This is a genomic window from Desulfarculaceae bacterium, assembly GCA_020444545.1.
Taxonomy (GTDB): Bacteria; Desulfobacterota; Desulfarculia; order Desulfarculales; family Desulfarculaceae; genus Desulfoferula.
In genome coordinates this window covers 151030-168169 of record JAHLKT010000003.1, presented here as the reverse complement: position 1 = coordinate 168169, position 17140 = coordinate 151030, and the positions used below count along the sequence as shown (strand labels likewise).

The following is a 17140-nucleotide window of genomic DNA, read 5'->3' as shown; positions in this document are numbered from 1 at the left end:
CCGGCGCTTAGCGGCCGTAGGCTTTGCCCCATCATGAAAAGGTATATGCCCCCATGTCAAGCAATGCCTAACGCCTAGGCATTCATTGACAAGGCGGGCTTGGCTAGGTATACCCTGAGGGTCGTATACTGTATGCAGAAACCCCGGTTCCCCTCTGGGCCGGGCGGACTTTTTTCAGGCGAGGTTGGACGGGTTTGAGCTTCGGCGACCAGATAGCGCAGTACGTGGTCAGCGGGCTGACCACCGGGGCGGTGTACGCCCTGGTGGCCCTGGGCTTTTGCCTGATCTACAACGCCACCCGCATCGTCAACTTCGCCCAGGGCGACTTCCTCTCCCTGGGCGGCCTGATGACCTACACCTTCCTCACCGGGGTGGGCCTGCCCATGATCCTGGCCTTCCCCTGCGCGGTGGTCTCGGTGGCCCTGGTGGGAGCCATGATGGAGCGCCTGGCTATCCGCCCGGCCAAGAGCCGCCAGGTGATGGTGCTCATCTTCATCACCATCGCCGCGTCCATTCTGATGCGCGGCATCTTCAAGCACTTGTGGGGCAAGGACGCTCTGGCCCTGCCTCCGCTGAGCCCCGAGGTGCCGTTGCGCGTGTTGGGCGCCACCCTGACCCCGCAGAACCTGTGGGTCTTAGGCATGACCCTGGCAGCGATCGTGGCCCTGCTGTGGTTCTTCAACCGCACCCTCACCGGCAAGGCCATGCGGGCCACCTCCATCAACCCCTCGGCCGCCGCGCTCATGGGCATCGACGCCAACCGCATGACCATGTACTCCTTCGGCCTGGCCGGCGGCCTGGGCGCCCTGGCCGGGGTGCTCATCACCCCAATCACCAGCCTTTCTTATGAAGTGGGCGTGATTATGGGGCTCAAGGGCTTTGCTGCCGCGGTGCTGGGCGGCTACGGCAGCTTCGTGGGGGCCATCCTGGGCGGGCTGGTACTGGGGCTCATCGAAAGCCTCAGCGCCGGGCTCATCTCCAGCGTGTACAAGGACGCGGTGGCCTTTGTGGTGCTGCTCCTGGTCTTGTTCCTGCGCCCCGGCGGGCTCATGGGCGTCAAAAGCGGGGAGCGGGTATGAGCCGCTCGGGCAAACGCTTTTACGCCGGGCTGGGCGGGCTGGCCCTCTTGTTGGCCCTGCTGCCCCTGGCGGTGACCAACCCCTATTACCTCAACGTGCTCAACGTGGTGGCCCTCAACGTGCTGGTGGTCATCGGCCTGAATTTGCTCATCGGCTACGCGGGGCACATCAGCCTGGGCCACGCCGCCTTCTTCGGCCTGGGGGCCTACATCTCGGGCATCCTCACCGGCTCCTATGGCTGGGAGCCCTGGCTGACCCTGGTCTTTGCGGCGGCGGTGGTGGCGGTGGTGGCCACCATCATCGGGGTGCCCACCCTGCGCCTCAAGGGCAACTATCTGGTCATGGCCACCCTGGGCTTCAACCTCATCGTCAGCGTGCTCATGGTGCAGCTGGACGACATCACCGGCGGGCCCAGCGGGTACAGCGGCATTCCCTCGCTGAGCTTCTTCGGCCACGCCATCGTCACGGACCAGTCCTTTTATTGGCTGGTGTGGGGCGCGGTGCTGGTGGGGCTGGGCCTGGCCCGCAACCTGGTGCACTCCCGGGTGGGGCGGGGGCTCAAGGCTTTGCACGAATCGCCCCTGGCCGCGGCGGCCTCCGGCGTGCCCATCGAGGCCTACAAGGTCAAGGTCTTCGTGGTCAGCGCGGTGTACGCCTCGGTGGCCGGCAGCCTCTACGCCCACTACTACGGCATCATCACCCCCAAGACCTTCGACATCTTCAAGTCCGTCGAGCTGGTCACCATGTGCATCATCGGGGGCATGGGCAGCCTGTGGGGCGGCCTGTTCGGCGCCGGGCTCATCACCCCGCTGCCCCAGCTTTTGGCCGTGGTGGAGGAGTACAAGGACATCATCTTCGGCGGCATCCTCTTGGTGCTCCTGATCTTCCTGCCCCAGGGCGTGGTGGGTTGGCTGGAGGGCAAGCGGGTGCGCCCCGGGGGGAGGGCCTTTTAGATGGGCGCTCTCCTGGACATAAAGGGCCTGTCCATCCGCTTCGGCGGCTTGCAGGCTTTGGAAGACTTCAGCCTGGCCGCGCCCGCCGGGAGCGTCACCGCGCTCATCGGCCCCAACGGGGCGGGCAAGACCACGGCCATCAACTGCGTGAGCGGGGTGGTCAACCCGGACACCGGCACGGTGAGCTTCGAGGGGCGCGGCGTGTTGGGCATGGCCGGGCACAAGCTGGCGAGGCGCGGCCTGACCCGCACCTTTCAGAACTTGCAGGTCTTCGGCCTGATGAACGTGCGGGAAAACGTGATGGTGGGCCTGCACGCGACCAGCCGAGGCGGCTTCGCGGCGGCCATGCTGCGCCTGCCCTACCTGCGCCGGGAAGAGGCCAAGATCAAGGCGCGAGCCGACGAGATGCTCGCCTTCTTCGGCCTGGAGGCCCTGGCCGACCAGCCCGCCGAGGAGCTGGCCTATGGCGACCAGAAACGCCTGGAGCTGGCCCGGGCCCTGGCCGCGCGGCCCAAAATGATGCTTTTAGACGAGCCGGTGGCCGGCCTGAACCCGGCCGAGACCGAGGCCCTGGGCGAGCTTATCGTGAAGATCAAGGAGCAGGGCATCGGCGTGGTCCTGGTGGAGCACGACATGTCCCTGGTCATGCGCATCTCCGATCAGGTGGCGGTGCTCAGCGGCGGCAAGCTCATCGCCCAGGGTCCGCCCGAGGAGATACAGCAAGACCCCGAGGTGATCCGCACCTATCTGGGCGGGGGAGAGGAGTTCGGGCTGCTTGCTTAGGGTCGAGTCCATATCCTTTGCCTTCGGCCGCCAGCCGGTGCTCAGCGAGGTGAGCTTTCAGGTGGGCGCGGGCGAGGTGGTGAGCCTGCTGGGCATGAACGGCGCGGGCAAGAGCACCCTTCTGGGCATCATCTCCGGTTTGCTACGGCCCAGCTCCGGCCGGGTGACCCTGGACGGCCGCCAGATCAGCGGGGCCTCGCCCTCGGCGGTGGTGGCCGCCGGGGTGGTGCAGGTGCCCGAAGGGCGCCAGCTCTTCGGCCCCCTGAGCGTGCGCGAGAACCTGGAGTTGGGCTCCTACGTGCGCCTGCGGCGCGGGCAGGCCAAAGAGGTGGCCCGGGATTTGGACCAGGCGCTGAGCATGTTCCCGATATTGGCCGACCGCCTGGACCAGGCGGCCGGCACCCTGAGCGGCGGGGAGCAACAAATGCTGGCCATGGCCCGGGGGCTCATGGCCCGGCCCCGACTGTTGCTTTTGGACGAGCCCAGCCTGGGCCTGGCCCCCCAGGTGGCGGCCGAGATCCTGGCCGTGGTGCGCGGCCTGCCCGCCCAAGGCTGCTCGGTGCTCCTGGTGGAGCAGAACGCCCTGGGCGCGCTTTCGGTGAGCGCGCGGGGCTACATCATCACCGGCGGGCGCATCCGCCAGAGCGGCACGCCCCAGGAGATTCTGGCCGACGAGATGCTGCGCGAGGCCTTCCTGGGCCCCCGCCGGGCCCAGGGCCTGGCCGCGCCTAAACATGACTAAGGAGCCCGCATGAGCTTCATGCCTTCATATAAGGATGAACAAGCCCTGGCCGAGCACCAGCTCCGGGGCCTGCAATGGACCGTGGACCACGCCTACCAGGGCTGCGACTTTTATCGCGGCCGCCTGCAAGAGGCGGGCGTGGAGCCCGGCAGCATAAAGAGCCTTGACGACCTGAGCAAGCTGCCCTTCACCACGGCCGACGACCTGAAGGACGGCTACCCCTTGCCCCTGCTCTCGGTGCCCGTGGAAGACGTGGTCCGGGTGCATGCCTCCAGCGGCACCACCGGCAAGCGCAAGGTGCTCTCCTACACCGCCAAGGACATCGACGACTGGGCCACCATGTTCGCCCGCTGCTACGAGATGGCGGGCCTCAGCCGGTCCGACCGGGTGCAGATCATGGTGGGCTACGGCATCTGGACCGCCGGCGTGGGCTTCCAGGCGGGCTGCGAGCGCTTCGGCGCCCTGGCCCTGCCCATGGGGCCGGGCAACCTGGAGATGCAGTGCCAGTTCCTGGTGGACTTCCAGACCTCGGTGCTTTGCTGCACCTCCTCCATGGCCCTGCTCATCGCCGAGGAGGTGAAACGCCGGGGCATCCAGGACCAGGTGAAGGTGAACAAGGTGATCTACGGCTCCGAGCGCACCAGCCAGGCCATGCGCCAACGCATCGGCCAGGCCCTGGGGGCGGAGCTGTTCGACATCCCCGGTCTCACCGAGCTATACGGGCCGGGCACGGGCATCGAGTGCAGCGCCCATGACGGCATCCACTACTGGGCTGACTACTATATTCTGGAGATCATCGACCCGGGCACCATGCAGCCGGTCGGCCCGGGCGAGGTGGGCGAGATGGTGGTGACCACCCTGCGCAAGGAGGCCGCCCCGCTGATCCGCTACCGCACGCGCGACCTCTGCCGCCTGCTGCCCGAGCCCTGCGCCTGCGGCAACCCCCTGCCGCGCCACGACCGCATCCTGGGGCGCAGCGACGACATGATCATCTTCCGGGCGGTGAACATCTACCCCGGCCAGATCGACCACGTGCTCAGCGGGGTGCCCGGCCTGGGCTCGGAGTATCAGGTGATCCTCACCCGGGGCGACGACGGCCGCGACTACATGGAGATCCGGGTGGAGCGCGCCCCCGAGGGCGGCGGCGGCGATGACGAGGGCCTGGCCTCGCAGGTGGCCCGCCGGGTGAAGCAGCAGATCATGGTCAGCACCGCGGTGGAGATTGTGGACTACGCGTCTTTGCCGCGCAGCGAGCGCAAGTCGCGGCGCATATTCGACCGCCGCGAAGAGGAATAAATTTTGGCCCCGCCATGCTAGGGAGCGGGGCCGCAAGGGAGGACGAGAGATGAGACGTTTGAGCATGGCGCTGGTATTGGCCCTGTGCGGCCTGCTGGCCCTGGCCGCCCCCGGCGCGGCGGCCGACAAGAAAGAGCCCATCAAGATCGGGGCCTTCTTCGCCGAGAGCGGCCCCGCCGCCTCCATCGGCACCCCCACCAAGCTGGTGGCCCTGATGGTGGTGGACCAGATCAACGCCAAGGGCGGCATCCAGGGGCGGCCCATCGAGCTGGTGTTGGCCGACACCGAGGGCCAGCCCACCAAGGCGGTGATGGCCTTCAAGAAGTTCGTGAACCTGGACAAGGTGAAGGCGGTGATCGGCCCCACCCGCACCGGCACGGGCATGGCCGTGAAAAAGCAGGTGGAGGCGGCCAAGATTCCCACCGTGATGACCGTGGGCGGCGACCCGGTGATCATGGAGGGCAAGCACGGCAAGATGAACTTCGGCACCGCCAAGTATGTGTTCAAGGCTCCCCAGCGCTCCTCCATCGCGGTGAAGAAGGTGCTGGGCTACCTGAAGAAGCACAACCTGACCAAGGTGGCTCTGATCAGCGCCAGCGACGGCTTCGGCCGCGACGGCGCGCGCTGGATCAACCGCCTGGCGCCCAAGTACGGCATCACCGTGGTGGGGGCCGAGCAGTTCAACCCCAAGGACGTGGACATGAAGAGCCAGCTCACCAAGCTGGCCGCCAAGAACCCCCAGGCCATCATCTGCTGGACCATCGGCCCGGCCGGGGCCATCATCTCCAAGAACCACAACGCGCTGGGCATCAAGGCCCCGCTGGTGCAGTGCCACGGCCTGCCCGGCCCGCGCTATATCAGCCTGGCCGGCAAGGCCTCCGAGGGCGACCTGATGCCCGCCACCAAGCTGATGGTCTTCGAGGCCCTGCCCGACTCCGACCCCCAGAAGAAGGTCATCGCCGAGTTCGTGGAGCTCTACAAGAAGCGCGGCTATGACAAGAAGTACCCCATCAACACCCACAGCGGCTACGCCTGGGACGCGGTGTACCTGTTGGCCAACGCCATGCAGAAGGCGGGCACCGACCCGGACAAGGTGCGCGCCGCTTTGGAGAACACCAAGAACTACGTGGGCGTCTCGGGTGTTTATAACCTGAGCCCCAAGGACCATAACGGCCTGGGCGAGGACTCCATGGTCATGCTCCTGGTCAAGGACGGCAAGTTCGTCATCGCCGACTAACCTAGTCAATCCCGTCCGGCCGGGGGCCAATGCGCCCTCGGCCGGGCGGCCGCTTTACTTGCGCCCGGCCTCGTGCCGGGATATTTTATGGGCTGTTTTCAATGACAACCCAGCCGAGGAAAAGACGTTGAGCGCCAAAGCGAGGGCCAGAAAAGAGATACTCATGGGCAACCAGGCCTTGGGACGGGGCCTGGTGGAAAACGGGATAGGGGTGATGACCGCCTACCCCGGCACTCCCTCCAGCGAGGTGCTCCCCGCCGTGGTGCACTACGGCACGGAGATGAAAAAGCCGCCCTACGTGGAGTGGTCGGTCAACGAGAAGGTGGCCATGGAGGTGGCCCTTTCCGCCGCCTACACCGGCCTGCGCTCTGCCGTGGCCATGAAGATGGTGGGGCTCAACGTGGCCCTGGACCCGGTGATGAGCGCGGCCTACATCGGGGTGATCGGCGGCATGATCATCGTGAGCGCCGACGACCCGGGGCCCCATTCCTCCCAGACCGAGCAGGACAGCCGCCTCTTGGCCCATTTCGCCAAGCTGCCGGTGTTCGACCCGGACAGCCCGGCCATGGCCCGCGATCTGGTGGCCCCGGCCTATGAGCTCAGCGAGCGCTACCAGATTCCGGTGATGCTCCGGCCCACTCTCCGTGTGTGCCACGGCCGCCAGAACCTTGAGCTGCGCGCGCCCCGGGAGCTGGGGCGCAAGGCGGTGTTCACCAAGGACCCCTTCCGCTGGGCGGCCATCCCCAAGATGCGCCTGGCCCTGCACCAGGCGCTCAACGCCAAGCTGACCAAGATTCAGGCCGAGGTGAGCGCCAGTAAGACCCTGAACACCTGGCACGCCGCGCCCCGGCCCCGGGCCCGCCTGGGCATCCTGGCCTCGGGCGTGGCCGCCGCCCTGGCCCGCGACCTCCTGGCCGAGCTGGGCCTGCCGGTGGAGGAAGGGCGCATCCCCTTCTTGCAAGCCTCGGTGCCCTATCCCCTGCCCACCGGGCCGGTGGAGGAGCTGTTGGCCTCTTGCCAGCGGGTGTTGGTGTTGGAAGAGACCGAGCCGGTGCTGGAGCTTCTCTCGCCCCAGCGCGAGCGGCTCTGGGGCCGGGCCTCGGGGCATGTGCCCAGCGCGGGCGAGCTGACCCCCGAGGTGCTGGGCGGCGTGTTGGAGCGGGCCGTGGGCGAGGCGCGCCTCAAGACCCCCCGCCCCAAGGGCAAGGTGCTTTCGGTGCCCGACCAGCCGCCCATGCGGCGGCCCAATCTCTGCCCCGGCTGCTCCCACCGCGCGGTGTTCTTTTCCCTGCGTAAGGGCCTGCCCAGCGGGGTCTACCCCAGCGACATCGGCTGCTACACCCTGGGCATGAACCAGGGCGCGGTGGACACCTGCCACGACATGGGCGCGGCGGTGACCTTTGCCCACGCCCTGAGCCGCACCCTGGGCGAGTCCGGCGACGAAACCCCGGTGGTGGCCACCATCGGCGACAGCACCTTCTACCACTCGGGCATCACCGGCCTGGTCAACGCGGTGTACAACGGGGCCCGCTTCGTGTTGGTGATCCTGGACAACGAGACCACCTCCATGACCGGGATGCAGCCCACCCCGGAGAACGGCCTCACCGCCGACGGCCACCCCGGCCACGCGGTGGAGCTGAAGAAGCTGGTGGAAGGCTGCGGGGTCAAATGGCTCACCGAGCTAGACCCCTATGACATGGGGAATCTGCAAAAGATCCTCAAGAAGGCCTGGCGCTGGACCCAGAAGCCCGAGGGCTCGGTGGCGGTGATCATCGCGCGCCACGCCTGCGCGGCCCATCGCCCGGCCGAGGCGGTTTCCCAGCCTTGCAGGGTGGAAGTTCTGGGCACGGCCAAGCCGGTCAAGACCGCCTTCAAGCCCAAGGAGAACCCCTGCGCCGACTGCGGCCGCTGCGTGGCCGTCTGTCCGGCCGGGGCGCTCAAGCGCACCGGCAAGGCGCGCATCAAGGTGGACAAGGCCAAGTGCACCGGCTGCCGCCTCTGCGCCGAGGTGTGCCCCACCGGCACCATGGTGCTGGAGCCGGCCAAGGCCTGCGTGGCCTGCGGCCTGTGCTCCACCTGGTTCGCCTGCCCCGCCCTGGCCAGGGACGCCGAGGGCTACATATCCATCGACCGCGACTGGTGCGTGGACTGCGGGCTCTGCGCCGAGGTCTGCGCCCAAGGGGCCATCGCGCCCATGGAGGTGCTCTCATGAGCGGGCTGAGCTGGCAGGCGGTGGTGGCCGGCGTGGGCGGCCAGGGGGTGCTCTTCGTTACCCGCGCCCTGGCCACGGCCCTGGAGCCCAAGGTTGAAGGCATCCTCATCAGCGAGGTGCACGGCATGGCCCAGCGCGGCGGCGCGGTGGTCAGCCACCTCAAGGCCGGCGATTTCAGCGGGCCCCTGGTGAGCCTGGGCTCGGCCGAGCTGGTCTTGGCCCTGGATCCCGGCGAGGCGGTGCGCAACCTGGCCTACCTGGCCGCCGGCGGTTGGCTGGTGGTCAACGCCCCGGACCTGGGCTTCCTTTCGGCCGAGGGCAAAAAGGCCCTGGCCTCCTTCGGGGCGCGGGTGGTCTGCGCGCCCGCCTCGGAGCTGGCCCGGAGCGTGGGCGCGGCCAAGGGGGCCAACGTGGTGCTCCTGGGCGCGGCGGCCGCGGCCGGGGCCTTGCCGGTGGGTTCGGACGAGGTGGAAAAGGCCATCACCCAGGGGCAGCCCGAGGCCCGGGCCAAGGCCAACCGCGAGCTCTTGGCCCTGGGGGCCGGGACGGCCCGCCAGGCCTGAGCCCGGCGGGAAATCCCCCTCTTAGGCCACTATTTAAGCGGCTTTACCGCGAGGCCCGCGCCTGCTAAGATGCTGGCGGAAACTCGGCCTGCCCCTTGGCGAGCTTTGGCAAATTTGGTCCGTTCCCAGCGCGGGAGCCAGCCTCTCCCGGGGGTCCGGTATAACCGGCCTTCGCGGATTCATAGATGCACGAGACCTATTATCTGGCCAACTTGGCCTTCACCATCGGGTATTGCCTGGCCCTGATCCTGTATCTGGGCAGGCACACCCCTGGTAATCCCAAGACCAACGCCTTCCTACGCTGGCTGGTGTGCATCATCGCGTGGGCCTTCTTCGACGTTCTGATCTCCCACGCCGCCCGCATCTATCCCCCCCGGGTGGCCTTCGAGATATACCGCTGGTTCGCCTTCCTGTTCCTGTTGCCCACCGCCTTCGTGGGCGAGGGCATCCTGGCCCTGGTGCGCCCGGTCCGCTGGCTCGACCGCCTGTGGATCTTCGGGGTGCCCCTGGGGTTCTATTTGCTAGGCCTGCTTGAGCCGGACCTGATCAGCCCCCGCCTCTACGGGGTGCCTCTGGGGCCCTCGCATTTCAACCCATGGTTCCAGGGCTTTTTGGCCTACAGCTTCGTTTTCCTGCTGCTGATGCTCCTGCGCCTGTGGCGCGACATGCGCGCCGAGGCCGACCCGGACACCCGGGCCGAAAAGCGGCTGCTGGTCATCGGCGGTTTCGTGACCATGACCCTGCAAGGCCTGGCCCAGTGGCTCATGGCCGCCGTGGGCCCGGACTTCGCCTCCCTGGCCAACCTGGCGGTGATGCCTACCGCGGCGGCGCTGTTCTGGGCGGCCCGGCGCTACGGCCGGGTGGTAAGCCCCCGCACCCTGTACCGCACCACGGTGCAGGCGGTGCCCGTGGGCCTGGCCCATTTGCAGCACGGCCGCATCTCCTGGGCCAACCCGGTGATGGCCCGCCTGCTGGGCTTCGGCGGCGCCGAGGCCATCATGGGCCGGCGCAGCGCCGAGCTGTTCCGCCCCTTCCTGGCCCGGCCCCGCGCGGCCAAGCGCTTTCTGGACGAGCTGGCCGGGGGGCAGGTGCAGGGCGAGGAGGTCACGGTGCGCACCGAGGGCGGCGAGCAGGTGCCTCTGTTGGTATCCAGCTCACCCCTGGAGCGCGACGACGCCAGCCGGGGGGTGCTGTTGGTGGCCAGCGACCTGAGCCGCCTGAAGTCCATGCAGGACAAGCTGCAACACTCCGAGGCGCGCTACCGCAACCTGGTGGAGCAGGCCACCGAGCTGATCACCGTGGTGCAGGACGGCAAACTGGTCTTCGCCAACATGGCCCTCACCGGCGTCCTGGGCTGGGAGCCCGCCGAGGTGGTGGGCAAGGGGCCGGAGGCCTTTTTCCACCCCGACGACGTGGCCAACCTCACCGACCGCTACCAGGGACGTATCTCCGGGCAGACCCACGCCCACATCCTGCCCTGCCGCATCTACACCAAGCAGGGCCAGCTCAAGTGGATGGAGCTGGCCTCGCGGGTGGTGGACTGGGAAGGCCGCCCGGCCTTGCAGGTGTTTTTCCGCGACATAACCGAGCGCAAGCTGGTGGAGGAGGAGCGGGCCGCCCGCCTGGCCCGGGTGGAGCGCCAGCAGGCGGCCATCGTGCAGGCGGCGGGAATGCCCTCGCTGGTGGAGGGCGACTTCGCCGAGGCCGCCCGCCGCATAACCGAGCTCTGCGCCGAGGCTTTGGGGGTGGAGCGGGCCGGGCTCTGGCTGTTCAACCAGAGCCGCGACCGCCTGGTGGCCAGCGACGTCTACGACGCCCAGGCCCAGCGCCACGCCTGGGGCGAGGAGCTCAGCGCGGACCTGCACCAGGTGTTCTGCTCCTCCCTGGAGGCCGAGCGGGCGGTGGACGCCCAGGACGTATACCTGGACGCCCGCACCGCCGAGCTTCGTTTCAGTTACCTGGAGCCCAACGACATCGCGGCCATGCTGGCCTCGGCGGTGCGCCTCAGGGGCCGGGTGATGGGAATGGTGTGCCTGGAGCGCACCGGCGGGCCCCATGCCTGGCGCGAGGACGAGATCTCCTTCGTGGGGGGCATGGCCGACCAGGTGGCCCAGGCGCTGACCAATGCCGAGCGCAAGAAGGCCCAGGCCGCCCTGCAAGAGTCCGAGGAGCGCTTCCGCCATTTGTTCGACAGCATCAGCGACCTGATCTACACCCACGACGACCAGGGGCGGCTGCTCTCGGTGAACCAGGCGGTGGTGCGCACCCTGGGCTATTCCCGCGAGGAACTCCTGGGCCGCACCCTGGGCGAGTTCATGCGCCCGGAGCACCGGCGGGCCTTCATGGAGGAGTATCTGCCCACCCTGCGCCGCGAGGGCCAGGCCGAGGGCGTGTCCCTGTTGGCCGGGCGCGACGGCAGCAAGCACTATGTGGAGTACCGCAACCTCCTGGTGGCCAAGGACGGGGTGCCCTACGTCAGCGGCTCGGGCCGCGAGATCACCCAGCGCGTAAAGGCCGAGCGCGAGCTCAAGGAGTTGCAGGAGCGCCTGATCCAGGCCCAGAAGATGGAGGCGGTGGGCAACCTGGCCAGCGGCATCGCCCACGACTTCAATAATATCCTGCAAGGCATCGGGGGCTACGTGGAGCTTTTGGGCTGCGCCCCCTCGGGAGAGGCCTCCACCAAGAAGTATCTGGGCGAGATGGAGGCCGCGGTGGGGCGGGCAGCCGAGCTGGTCCGGCGCCTCCTGACCTTCGGGCGCAAGGGCGAGGCCGAGCTTAAGCCGGTGGATTTGAACCACGAGGTGGCCCAGGCGGTGAGGATTCTGGAGCGCACCATCCCCAAGATGATCAACATCGAGACCCGCCTGGCCAGCGAGGCCCGCGTGATCATGGGCGACGCCACCCAGCTGGAACAGGTCTTGATGAACCTGGCCACCAACGCCCGCGACGCCATGCCCCAGGGCGGACGCCTGTTGATAAGCACCGAAAACACCGAGCTGGACGAGGAGTTCTGCCGCACCCACCCGGGGCTGGAGCCGGGCGAGCACGTGCTGCTGCGCATCAAGGACGAGGGCCTGGGCATGGACAAGGAGACGGTGCGCCACGTCTTCGAGCCCTTCTACACCACCAAGGGCCTGGGCAGCGGCACCGGCCTGGGGCTGTTCACGGTGTACGGCATCGTGGAGAGCCACGGCGGCTACATCAACTGCGTAAGCGCCCTGGGCCAGGGGAGCGAGTTTTTCATCTACATTCCCGCCGGGACCGGGGAGGTGACGGCGACCGAGCAGGAACAGGATTGCGACCTTCCGGTGACCGGCGGCCGCGAGACCGTGCTCCTGGTGGACGACGAGGAGGCCATCCTGGAGGTGGTGCGCGACGTGCTCAAGCAGTACGGCTACGGCGTGCTGACCGCCGACAGCGGGGAGGGCGCCCTGGAGATGTTCTGCGACAACCCCGAGCAGGTGGACCTGGTGATCCTGGACCTGGGTATGCCGGGCATGGGCGGGGACCGCTGCCTGCGCCGGATTCTGGAAGTGGACCCCGGGGCCCGGGTGGTGGTGGCCACCGGCTACGCGGGCAGCGAAAAGCGGGGGGAAATGCTCGAGGCGGGGGCCCGGTATTTTATCACCAAGCCTTACCGCCTCGACGACCTGCTGCGCACCGTGCGCCAGGTCATTGACCAGGAGCCCGCGGAGGGGGCCCCGGCCGGGGATTAGTTCCGGACCTTACGATCCCAATCGAAATCGCGGGAAGTGACCACGTCCTCCAGGTGGCGCATACGGCGCTCCAGGTTGTCGTAGGTCTGCTTCATGCGGCCCAGGGCGGCCTTCTTGCTGTCCGCGTAGGAGTGGTGCTCCTCGGTCTCGTCCTCGTATTGCGGCGGCAGGGCGGGCGCGGGCTTCATGACCAGGGCCAGGATGAGGTAGAGCACGCCCACCGGCCACAAGCCGGTGAAGATGAAGGCTACCACGGTGATGATGCGAACCCAGGTGACCGAGAAGTCGAAGTATTCGGACAGGCCCCGGCACACCCCCAACAACGCCCCGTGGCGGGAACGGTAGAGGCCGCGACGGCCCAGATTTTCAAACAGCCTCATGAGCGGGGCTCCTTTCCTTGCCGCTCGGCCAGGATCGTCTCCAAGGCGTCGATGCGGCTTTCCATGCGGGTGAGGCCCTGGTGCAGCTCCTGGATCAGGCGGGCTTCGTCTTGGTCGGCCCGGGCGGTTTCTTTGCCCTTGGGGCCTTTGATCAGGCGCACGATGGCCACAAACACTCCTCCCAGGATGCCCAGAACCAGCAGGACAAAGGCGAATATGGCGGCGAGTACGGCGGGCACGGCATCTCCTTAGGGCGCCGGAAGGCTAGTCCTGGCCTTGGCTCTGGCCCGGGGCGGTCTTGGCCGCCTTGAGGGCGTTGAGTTCGGCCTCGATCTCCTCGTCGCCCACCAGGCGGTCGAACTGCTCTTCCAGGCCGTGGCGGCGGGGCATGCCGGCCAGCTCGGCCTCGGCCTCCAGGCGCTCCACCCGGTTCTCGAAGGCCTCGAAGCGCATGATCACCTCGCTGGAGTCGGCCTTGGCCGCGCTGCCCCGGGCCTGCTTGGCGTGGCGGGCCAGCTTGTGGCGCTGGGCCAGGGAGCGCTGCTTCTCGCGCACTCCGGCCAGCTTCTGCTCCAGCTGGGTGATGTCGGCGTGGTACTGCTCCACCACGCTCTGATGAGCGGCCAGCTCATGCTCCAGCTCAATCTCGCGGGCGGCGAAGTCGCGCTTGGCGGCCAGGGCCTCGCGGGCCAGATCCTCGCGGCCCTTGTCCAGGGCCAGCTCCGCCTTGGCCTGCCAATCGCCCACCCGGTGATGGATGGCGTCCAGCTCGCGCTGGGCCTTGGCGCGGGTGGCCATGGCCCCGGCGCAGGCGGCCTTGACCTCGGCCAAGGTGTCTTCCATCTCCACGATCATCAGGCGGATGAGCTTTTCCGGGTCTTCCGCCCGGTCGAGCATGGCGTTGATGTTGGAGCTAATGATATCACGCAGCCGGTTGAACACTCCCATGATTTCCTCCGTTTACTGGGGCGGCGCTGCCGCTTGGCTTTCTGGCCGCCCTATAAAGCAAGGCCCGGGCCAAGTCGCGTTTAAAGGAGATAAGCATGTAATTGCAGCATGTTAAGCTTTTTGGCTATTGTCGGGCGATCCAGACAGGCATGACACGGAAAACTAATAGATAGTCAAAATGACTAATTTGGTGTAAAAATGACCGTATGAACGCGAGCATCCCCAGCCCGCCGCCGGGCGACACCCTGGGCCAGAGCGAGTCCTTCCTGGCCTTTCAGGAGGCCCTGTCCCGGGCGGCCCGGGTGGAGCGCCCGGTCCTGATCATCGGCGAGCGGGGCACCGGCAAGGAGTTGGCCGCCGCGCGCCTGCACTACCTCTCCCCCCGCTGGGGCGAGCCCCTGGTCACCCTGAACTGCGCCGCCCTGGCCCCCTCGCTCATCGAGGACGAGCTGTTCGGCCACGAGGCCGGGGCCTTCACCGGGGCGGCCGGACGCCGGGCCGGGCGCTTCGAGAGCGCCCACCAGGGCACCCTGTTTCTGGACGAGATCGGCAACATCCCCCTGACCGCCCAGGAGAAGATCCTCCGGGCCGTGGAGTACGGCATGTTCGAGCGGGTGGGGGGCAGCCGCCCGGTGGAGGTGGATGTCCGCATCGTGGGGGCCACCAACGCGGACCTGCCCGCCCTGGCCCGGGAGGGGCGCTTCAAGCAGGATCTGTTGGACCGCCTGTCCTTTGAGGTGCTCACCCTGCCGCCGCTCAGGGAGCGCGAGGGCGACGCGCTGCTCCTGGCCGAGCACTTCGCCGCGCGCATGGCCACCGAGCTGGGCCACGAGGAGCCGCCCCGCTTCAGCCACGAGATGCGGGAGCGTATCGCGGCCCACGCCTGGCCGGGCAACGTGCGCCAGCTCAAAAACGTGGTGGAGCGGGCGGTGTACCGCGCCGAGGGGCCGCTGATCGACGAGCTGGACCTGGACCCGTTCGCCTCGCCCTTTGCCTCGGCCGGGGAGGGCGCCGCTCCGGCCGTGGCCCCATCGCCCCAAGCCCCGCCGCCCCCGCCGCCCCTGCCGGGCGATTTCAAGGAGGCGGTGGCCGCCTTTGAGCGCGGGCTGCTCAAGCAGGCCCTGGCCGAGGCGCGCTTCAACCAGCGGCAGGCCGCCCGGGCCCTGGGCCTGACCTATCACCAGCTGCGCGGCCTTTTGAAAAAGTACGGCGGAGTGGACAGCCTCTGATTCCGGCCTCATATTATTTGCATAGAGATTCACCCTTGGCCGGGAGAGGCGCATGGTCCTGCAGGACGATTTCGTTGGCTATAGCAAGAAGACGGTTAAGTTCTGGCAGGACCTGGCCAAGCACAACGACAAGGCCTGGTTCGAAAAAAACCGCAAAATCTACGACGACCACGTCCTGGCCCCCAACCGGGAGTTCGTGACCGCCATGGGCTCGCTGCTCCAAGGCATGGCCCCCCAGGTGAAGGCCGACCCCCGGGTGAACAAGAGCATGTTCCGCATCAACCGGGACACCCGCTTCGCCAAGGACAAGACGCCTTACAAGCGCCACATGGGCCTGTGGTGGTGGGAGGGGCCGGGCAAGCGCATGGAGTGCTCGGGCTTCTACTTCCAGCTGGAGCCGCCCAGCGTGATGCTGGGGGTGGGCATGTACTGCTTTCCCAAGGAGATGCTGCCCGCCTATCGCGATGCGGCGGCCAGCGACAAGTACGGCCCGGCCTTGGAAAAGGCCATGGCCAAGGTGGCCGAGGCGGGCTACGAGTTGGGCGGGCCCCGCTACAAGCGGGTGCCCCGGGGCTATGCCAAGGACCACCCCCGCGCCGAGCTACTCAAGTACGATGGCGTGTGGGCGGGCAAAGAGTTCAAGATTCCGCCCGAGTTCTACACCAGCGAGCTGCCCGACTGGTGCCTGCCGCACTATCAGGCCATGCTGCCTATCCACCAGTGGTTGGTGGCCATGACCCGGCGGGCGGCTGGCTAAGGCAAAGCAGGGATCACGAGACCGCTAATCCACCGGCCGTGCCGGCTAGGTTAATTGCTCCAGCACCTGTTGCAAAGCGGACAGGAAGCCAGTGATCTCGGCCTCCTCTATGGTGAGGGCGGGGTCCAGGCGGATCACGTTCATTCCGGGCCGTTGCGCCACAATATAGCCCTTGTCCAGCAGGCCCCTCCGCACCTGGGCGGTGAAGGCGGCGTCTTTGTCGCCGTCTAGCTCCACCGCCACCATGAGGCCCCTCCCCCTGATTTCCCTGATCTTGCCGGTAGCTTCTTTGACAGCGGCCAAGCCCTCCAGCAATAGCCGCGAAATGCCGCGGCCCCGCGCAATGAGGTCTTCTTCTTTTAAAGCGCGCAGGACCGCCAGGGCCACTGCCGCGCCCAAGGGATCGTTCTGATGAGACTGGGCATAGTGCACCGGGTCTTCCTCCAGAGCGGAGGACAAGTCCGGGGAGAGTAGGGCCGCGCTCACCGGGTAGCCGTTGCCCAGCCCTTTGCCCAGGGCCACCGCGTCCGGAGTCAGGCCGTAATGGTTGTAGCCGAACCATTCCCCGGTTCTGCCCAGGCCGGTGGTGACTTCATTGACCATGAGCCAGCCATTGTTTTGTTTCACCTGCCCGGCCAGGGCGTTGACCAGCTTGGAGGGAGGAAAGCGGACCAGGCCGGACGAGCTGCCGGGCTCGAAAAGGAAACCGCCGATTTCGGGGAAGGGGATCTTTTGCCAGGCAGGGCAATCCGGGCCGCAAACACGGTCTGGGGCGCAACGGGCGCAGTCGCCCCAATCAAAAAGGAACCACTCGTCTCCACTCTTGCGGTGGGCGTCGCCGTATGCCCCGAAGTAAGAGTCAGTGAAGGTCAGGATAAGCGGTCGGCGAATCACCTGGCGCACCGCCCGGGTCGAGTACTCCACCGCCTCGCTGCCGGAGCATAAAAATATGCATTTGCCGCCGGCATGGGCGGTTAATTCCAGGAGCTCCCGGGCCGCTTCATCCACCACCGGCGAGTTGTAGGAATATCCCGCGTGCCATATCCGGCCGGCCTGCCGGGTCAGGGCTTGGACTACGCGGGGGTGGCGGTGCCCCATGCCGGTGCACCAAATACCTGATTCCAAATCAACGTAACGCTTGCCCTCGGCATCGTAGACACAGGCGTTTTCCGCCCGCACGATGGGGGGCAGGTCCAAGCTGAAGCCGGGGTAGCCTAAAAGACTCGTCATTCCTAGGTGATTACT

Annotated in this window: 15 protein-coding genes; 11 read left to right on the top strand and 4 right to left on the bottom strand. The window is 67.4% G+C overall.

The genetic code is table 11. From position 1 onward, the window contains the following. Positions 1–194 precede the first annotated feature (194 nt). The 9 genes from KQH53_09185 to KQH53_09145 all read left to right on the top strand — a co-directional run bounded on the left by KQH53_09185 (position 195) and on the right by KQH53_09145 (position 12581). Positions 195–1079, top strand: a complete 885-nt coding sequence (locus tag KQH53_09185; protein MCB2226838.1) for a branched-chain amino acid ABC transporter permease — start codon at positions 195–197, stop codon at positions 1077–1079. Continuing rightward, positions 1076–2032: a branched-chain amino acid ABC transporter permease gene (locus KQH53_09180; protein ID MCB2226837.1), complete on the top strand. Its 957-nt coding sequence runs from the start codon at positions 1076–1078 to the stop codon at positions 2030–2032. Before KQH53_09185 ends, KQH53_09180 begins: the two co-directional genes overlap by 4 nt. Beyond that, a complete protein-coding gene (locus KQH53_09175; GenBank protein ID MCB2226836.1) occupies positions 2033–2815 on the top strand; it encodes an ABC transporter ATP-binding protein in 783 nt (260 codons plus the stop codon). It begins immediately after the preceding gene. Beyond that, positions 2808–3557, top strand: a complete 750-nt coding sequence (locus KQH53_09170) for an ABC transporter ATP-binding protein (protein MCB2226835.1) — start codon at positions 2808–2810, stop codon at positions 3555–3557. Before KQH53_09175 ends, KQH53_09170 begins: the two co-directional genes overlap by 8 nt. Positions 3558–3575: 18 nt before the next feature. After that, a complete protein-coding gene (locus KQH53_09165; protein ID MCB2226834.1) occupies positions 3576–4853 on the top strand; it encodes a phenylacetate--CoA ligase in 1278 nt (425 codons plus the stop codon). A 49-nt stretch (positions 4854–4902) separates the two neighbouring features. Then, positions 4903–6090 carry an ABC transporter substrate-binding protein gene (locus KQH53_09160; protein ID MCB2226833.1) on the top strand — a complete coding sequence of 396 codons (1188 nt, stop codon included), beginning with the start codon at positions 4903–4905 and terminating at the stop codon, positions 6088–6090. Between the two features lie 127 nt (positions 6091–6217). After that, positions 6218–8302, top strand: coding sequence for a 4Fe-4S binding protein (locus KQH53_09155; protein ID MCB2226832.1), 2085 nt, complete (start codon positions 6218–6220; stop codon positions 8300–8302). Next, positions 8299–8865 (top strand): 2-oxoacid:acceptor oxidoreductase family protein, encoded by a 567-nt coding sequence (locus tag KQH53_09150; GenBank protein ID MCB2226831.1) that lies wholly within the window; start codon positions 8299–8301, stop codon positions 8863–8865. The genes KQH53_09155 and KQH53_09150 overlap by 4 nt, the downstream gene beginning before the upstream one ends. Positions 8866–9050: 185 nt before the next feature. Next, positions 9051–12581 carry a PAS domain S-box protein gene (locus KQH53_09145; GenBank protein ID MCB2226830.1) on the top strand — a complete coding sequence of 1177 codons (3531 nt, stop codon included), beginning with the start codon at positions 9051–9053 and terminating at the stop codon, positions 12579–12581. Here the strand turns inward: KQH53_09145 and pspC are convergent. From pspC to KQH53_09130, 3 genes are read right to left on the bottom strand one after another with little or no spacing between them, the layout of a single operon-like run. Next, positions 12578–12961: an envelope stress response membrane protein PspC gene (gene pspC / locus KQH53_09140; protein ID MCB2226829.1), complete on the bottom strand. Its 384-nt coding sequence runs from the start codon at positions 12959–12961 to the stop codon at positions 12578–12580. The two genes, KQH53_09145 and pspC, sit on opposite strands and share 4 nt — an antisense overlap. After that, positions 12958–13200, bottom strand: a complete 243-nt coding sequence (locus KQH53_09135) for an envelope stress response membrane protein PspB (GenBank protein ID MCB2226828.1) — start codon at positions 13198–13200, stop codon at positions 12958–12960. Before KQH53_09135 ends, pspC begins: the two co-directional genes overlap by 4 nt. Before the next feature lie 25 nt (positions 13201–13225). Further along, positions 13226–13909, bottom strand: coding sequence for a PspA/IM30 family protein (locus KQH53_09130; protein ID MCB2226827.1), 684 nt, complete (start codon positions 13907–13909; stop codon positions 13226–13228). A 206-nt stretch (positions 13910–14115) separates the two neighbouring features. On the opposite strand from KQH53_09130, the gene pspF reads away from it, so the two are divergent. Together pspF and KQH53_09120 are read left to right on the top strand one after the other, a co-directional pair. After that, positions 14116–15138: a phage shock protein operon transcriptional activator gene (gene pspF, locus KQH53_09125; protein MCB2226826.1), complete on the top strand. Its 1023-nt coding sequence runs from the start codon at positions 14116–14118 to the stop codon at positions 15136–15138. A gap of 52 nt (positions 15139–15190) precedes the next feature. Continuing rightward, positions 15191–15895, top strand: coding sequence for a DUF2461 domain-containing protein (locus KQH53_09120; protein ID MCB2226825.1), 705 nt, complete (start codon positions 15191–15193; stop codon positions 15893–15895). A gap of 45 nt (positions 15896–15940) precedes the next feature. On the opposite strand, the gene KQH53_09115 is transcribed toward KQH53_09120, so the two are convergent. Then, a complete protein-coding gene (locus KQH53_09115; GenBank protein MCB2226824.1) occupies positions 15941–17125 on the bottom strand; it encodes an aminotransferase class III-fold pyridoxal phosphate-dependent enzyme in 1185 nt (394 codons plus the stop codon). Positions 17126–17140: the final 15 nt, after the last annotated feature.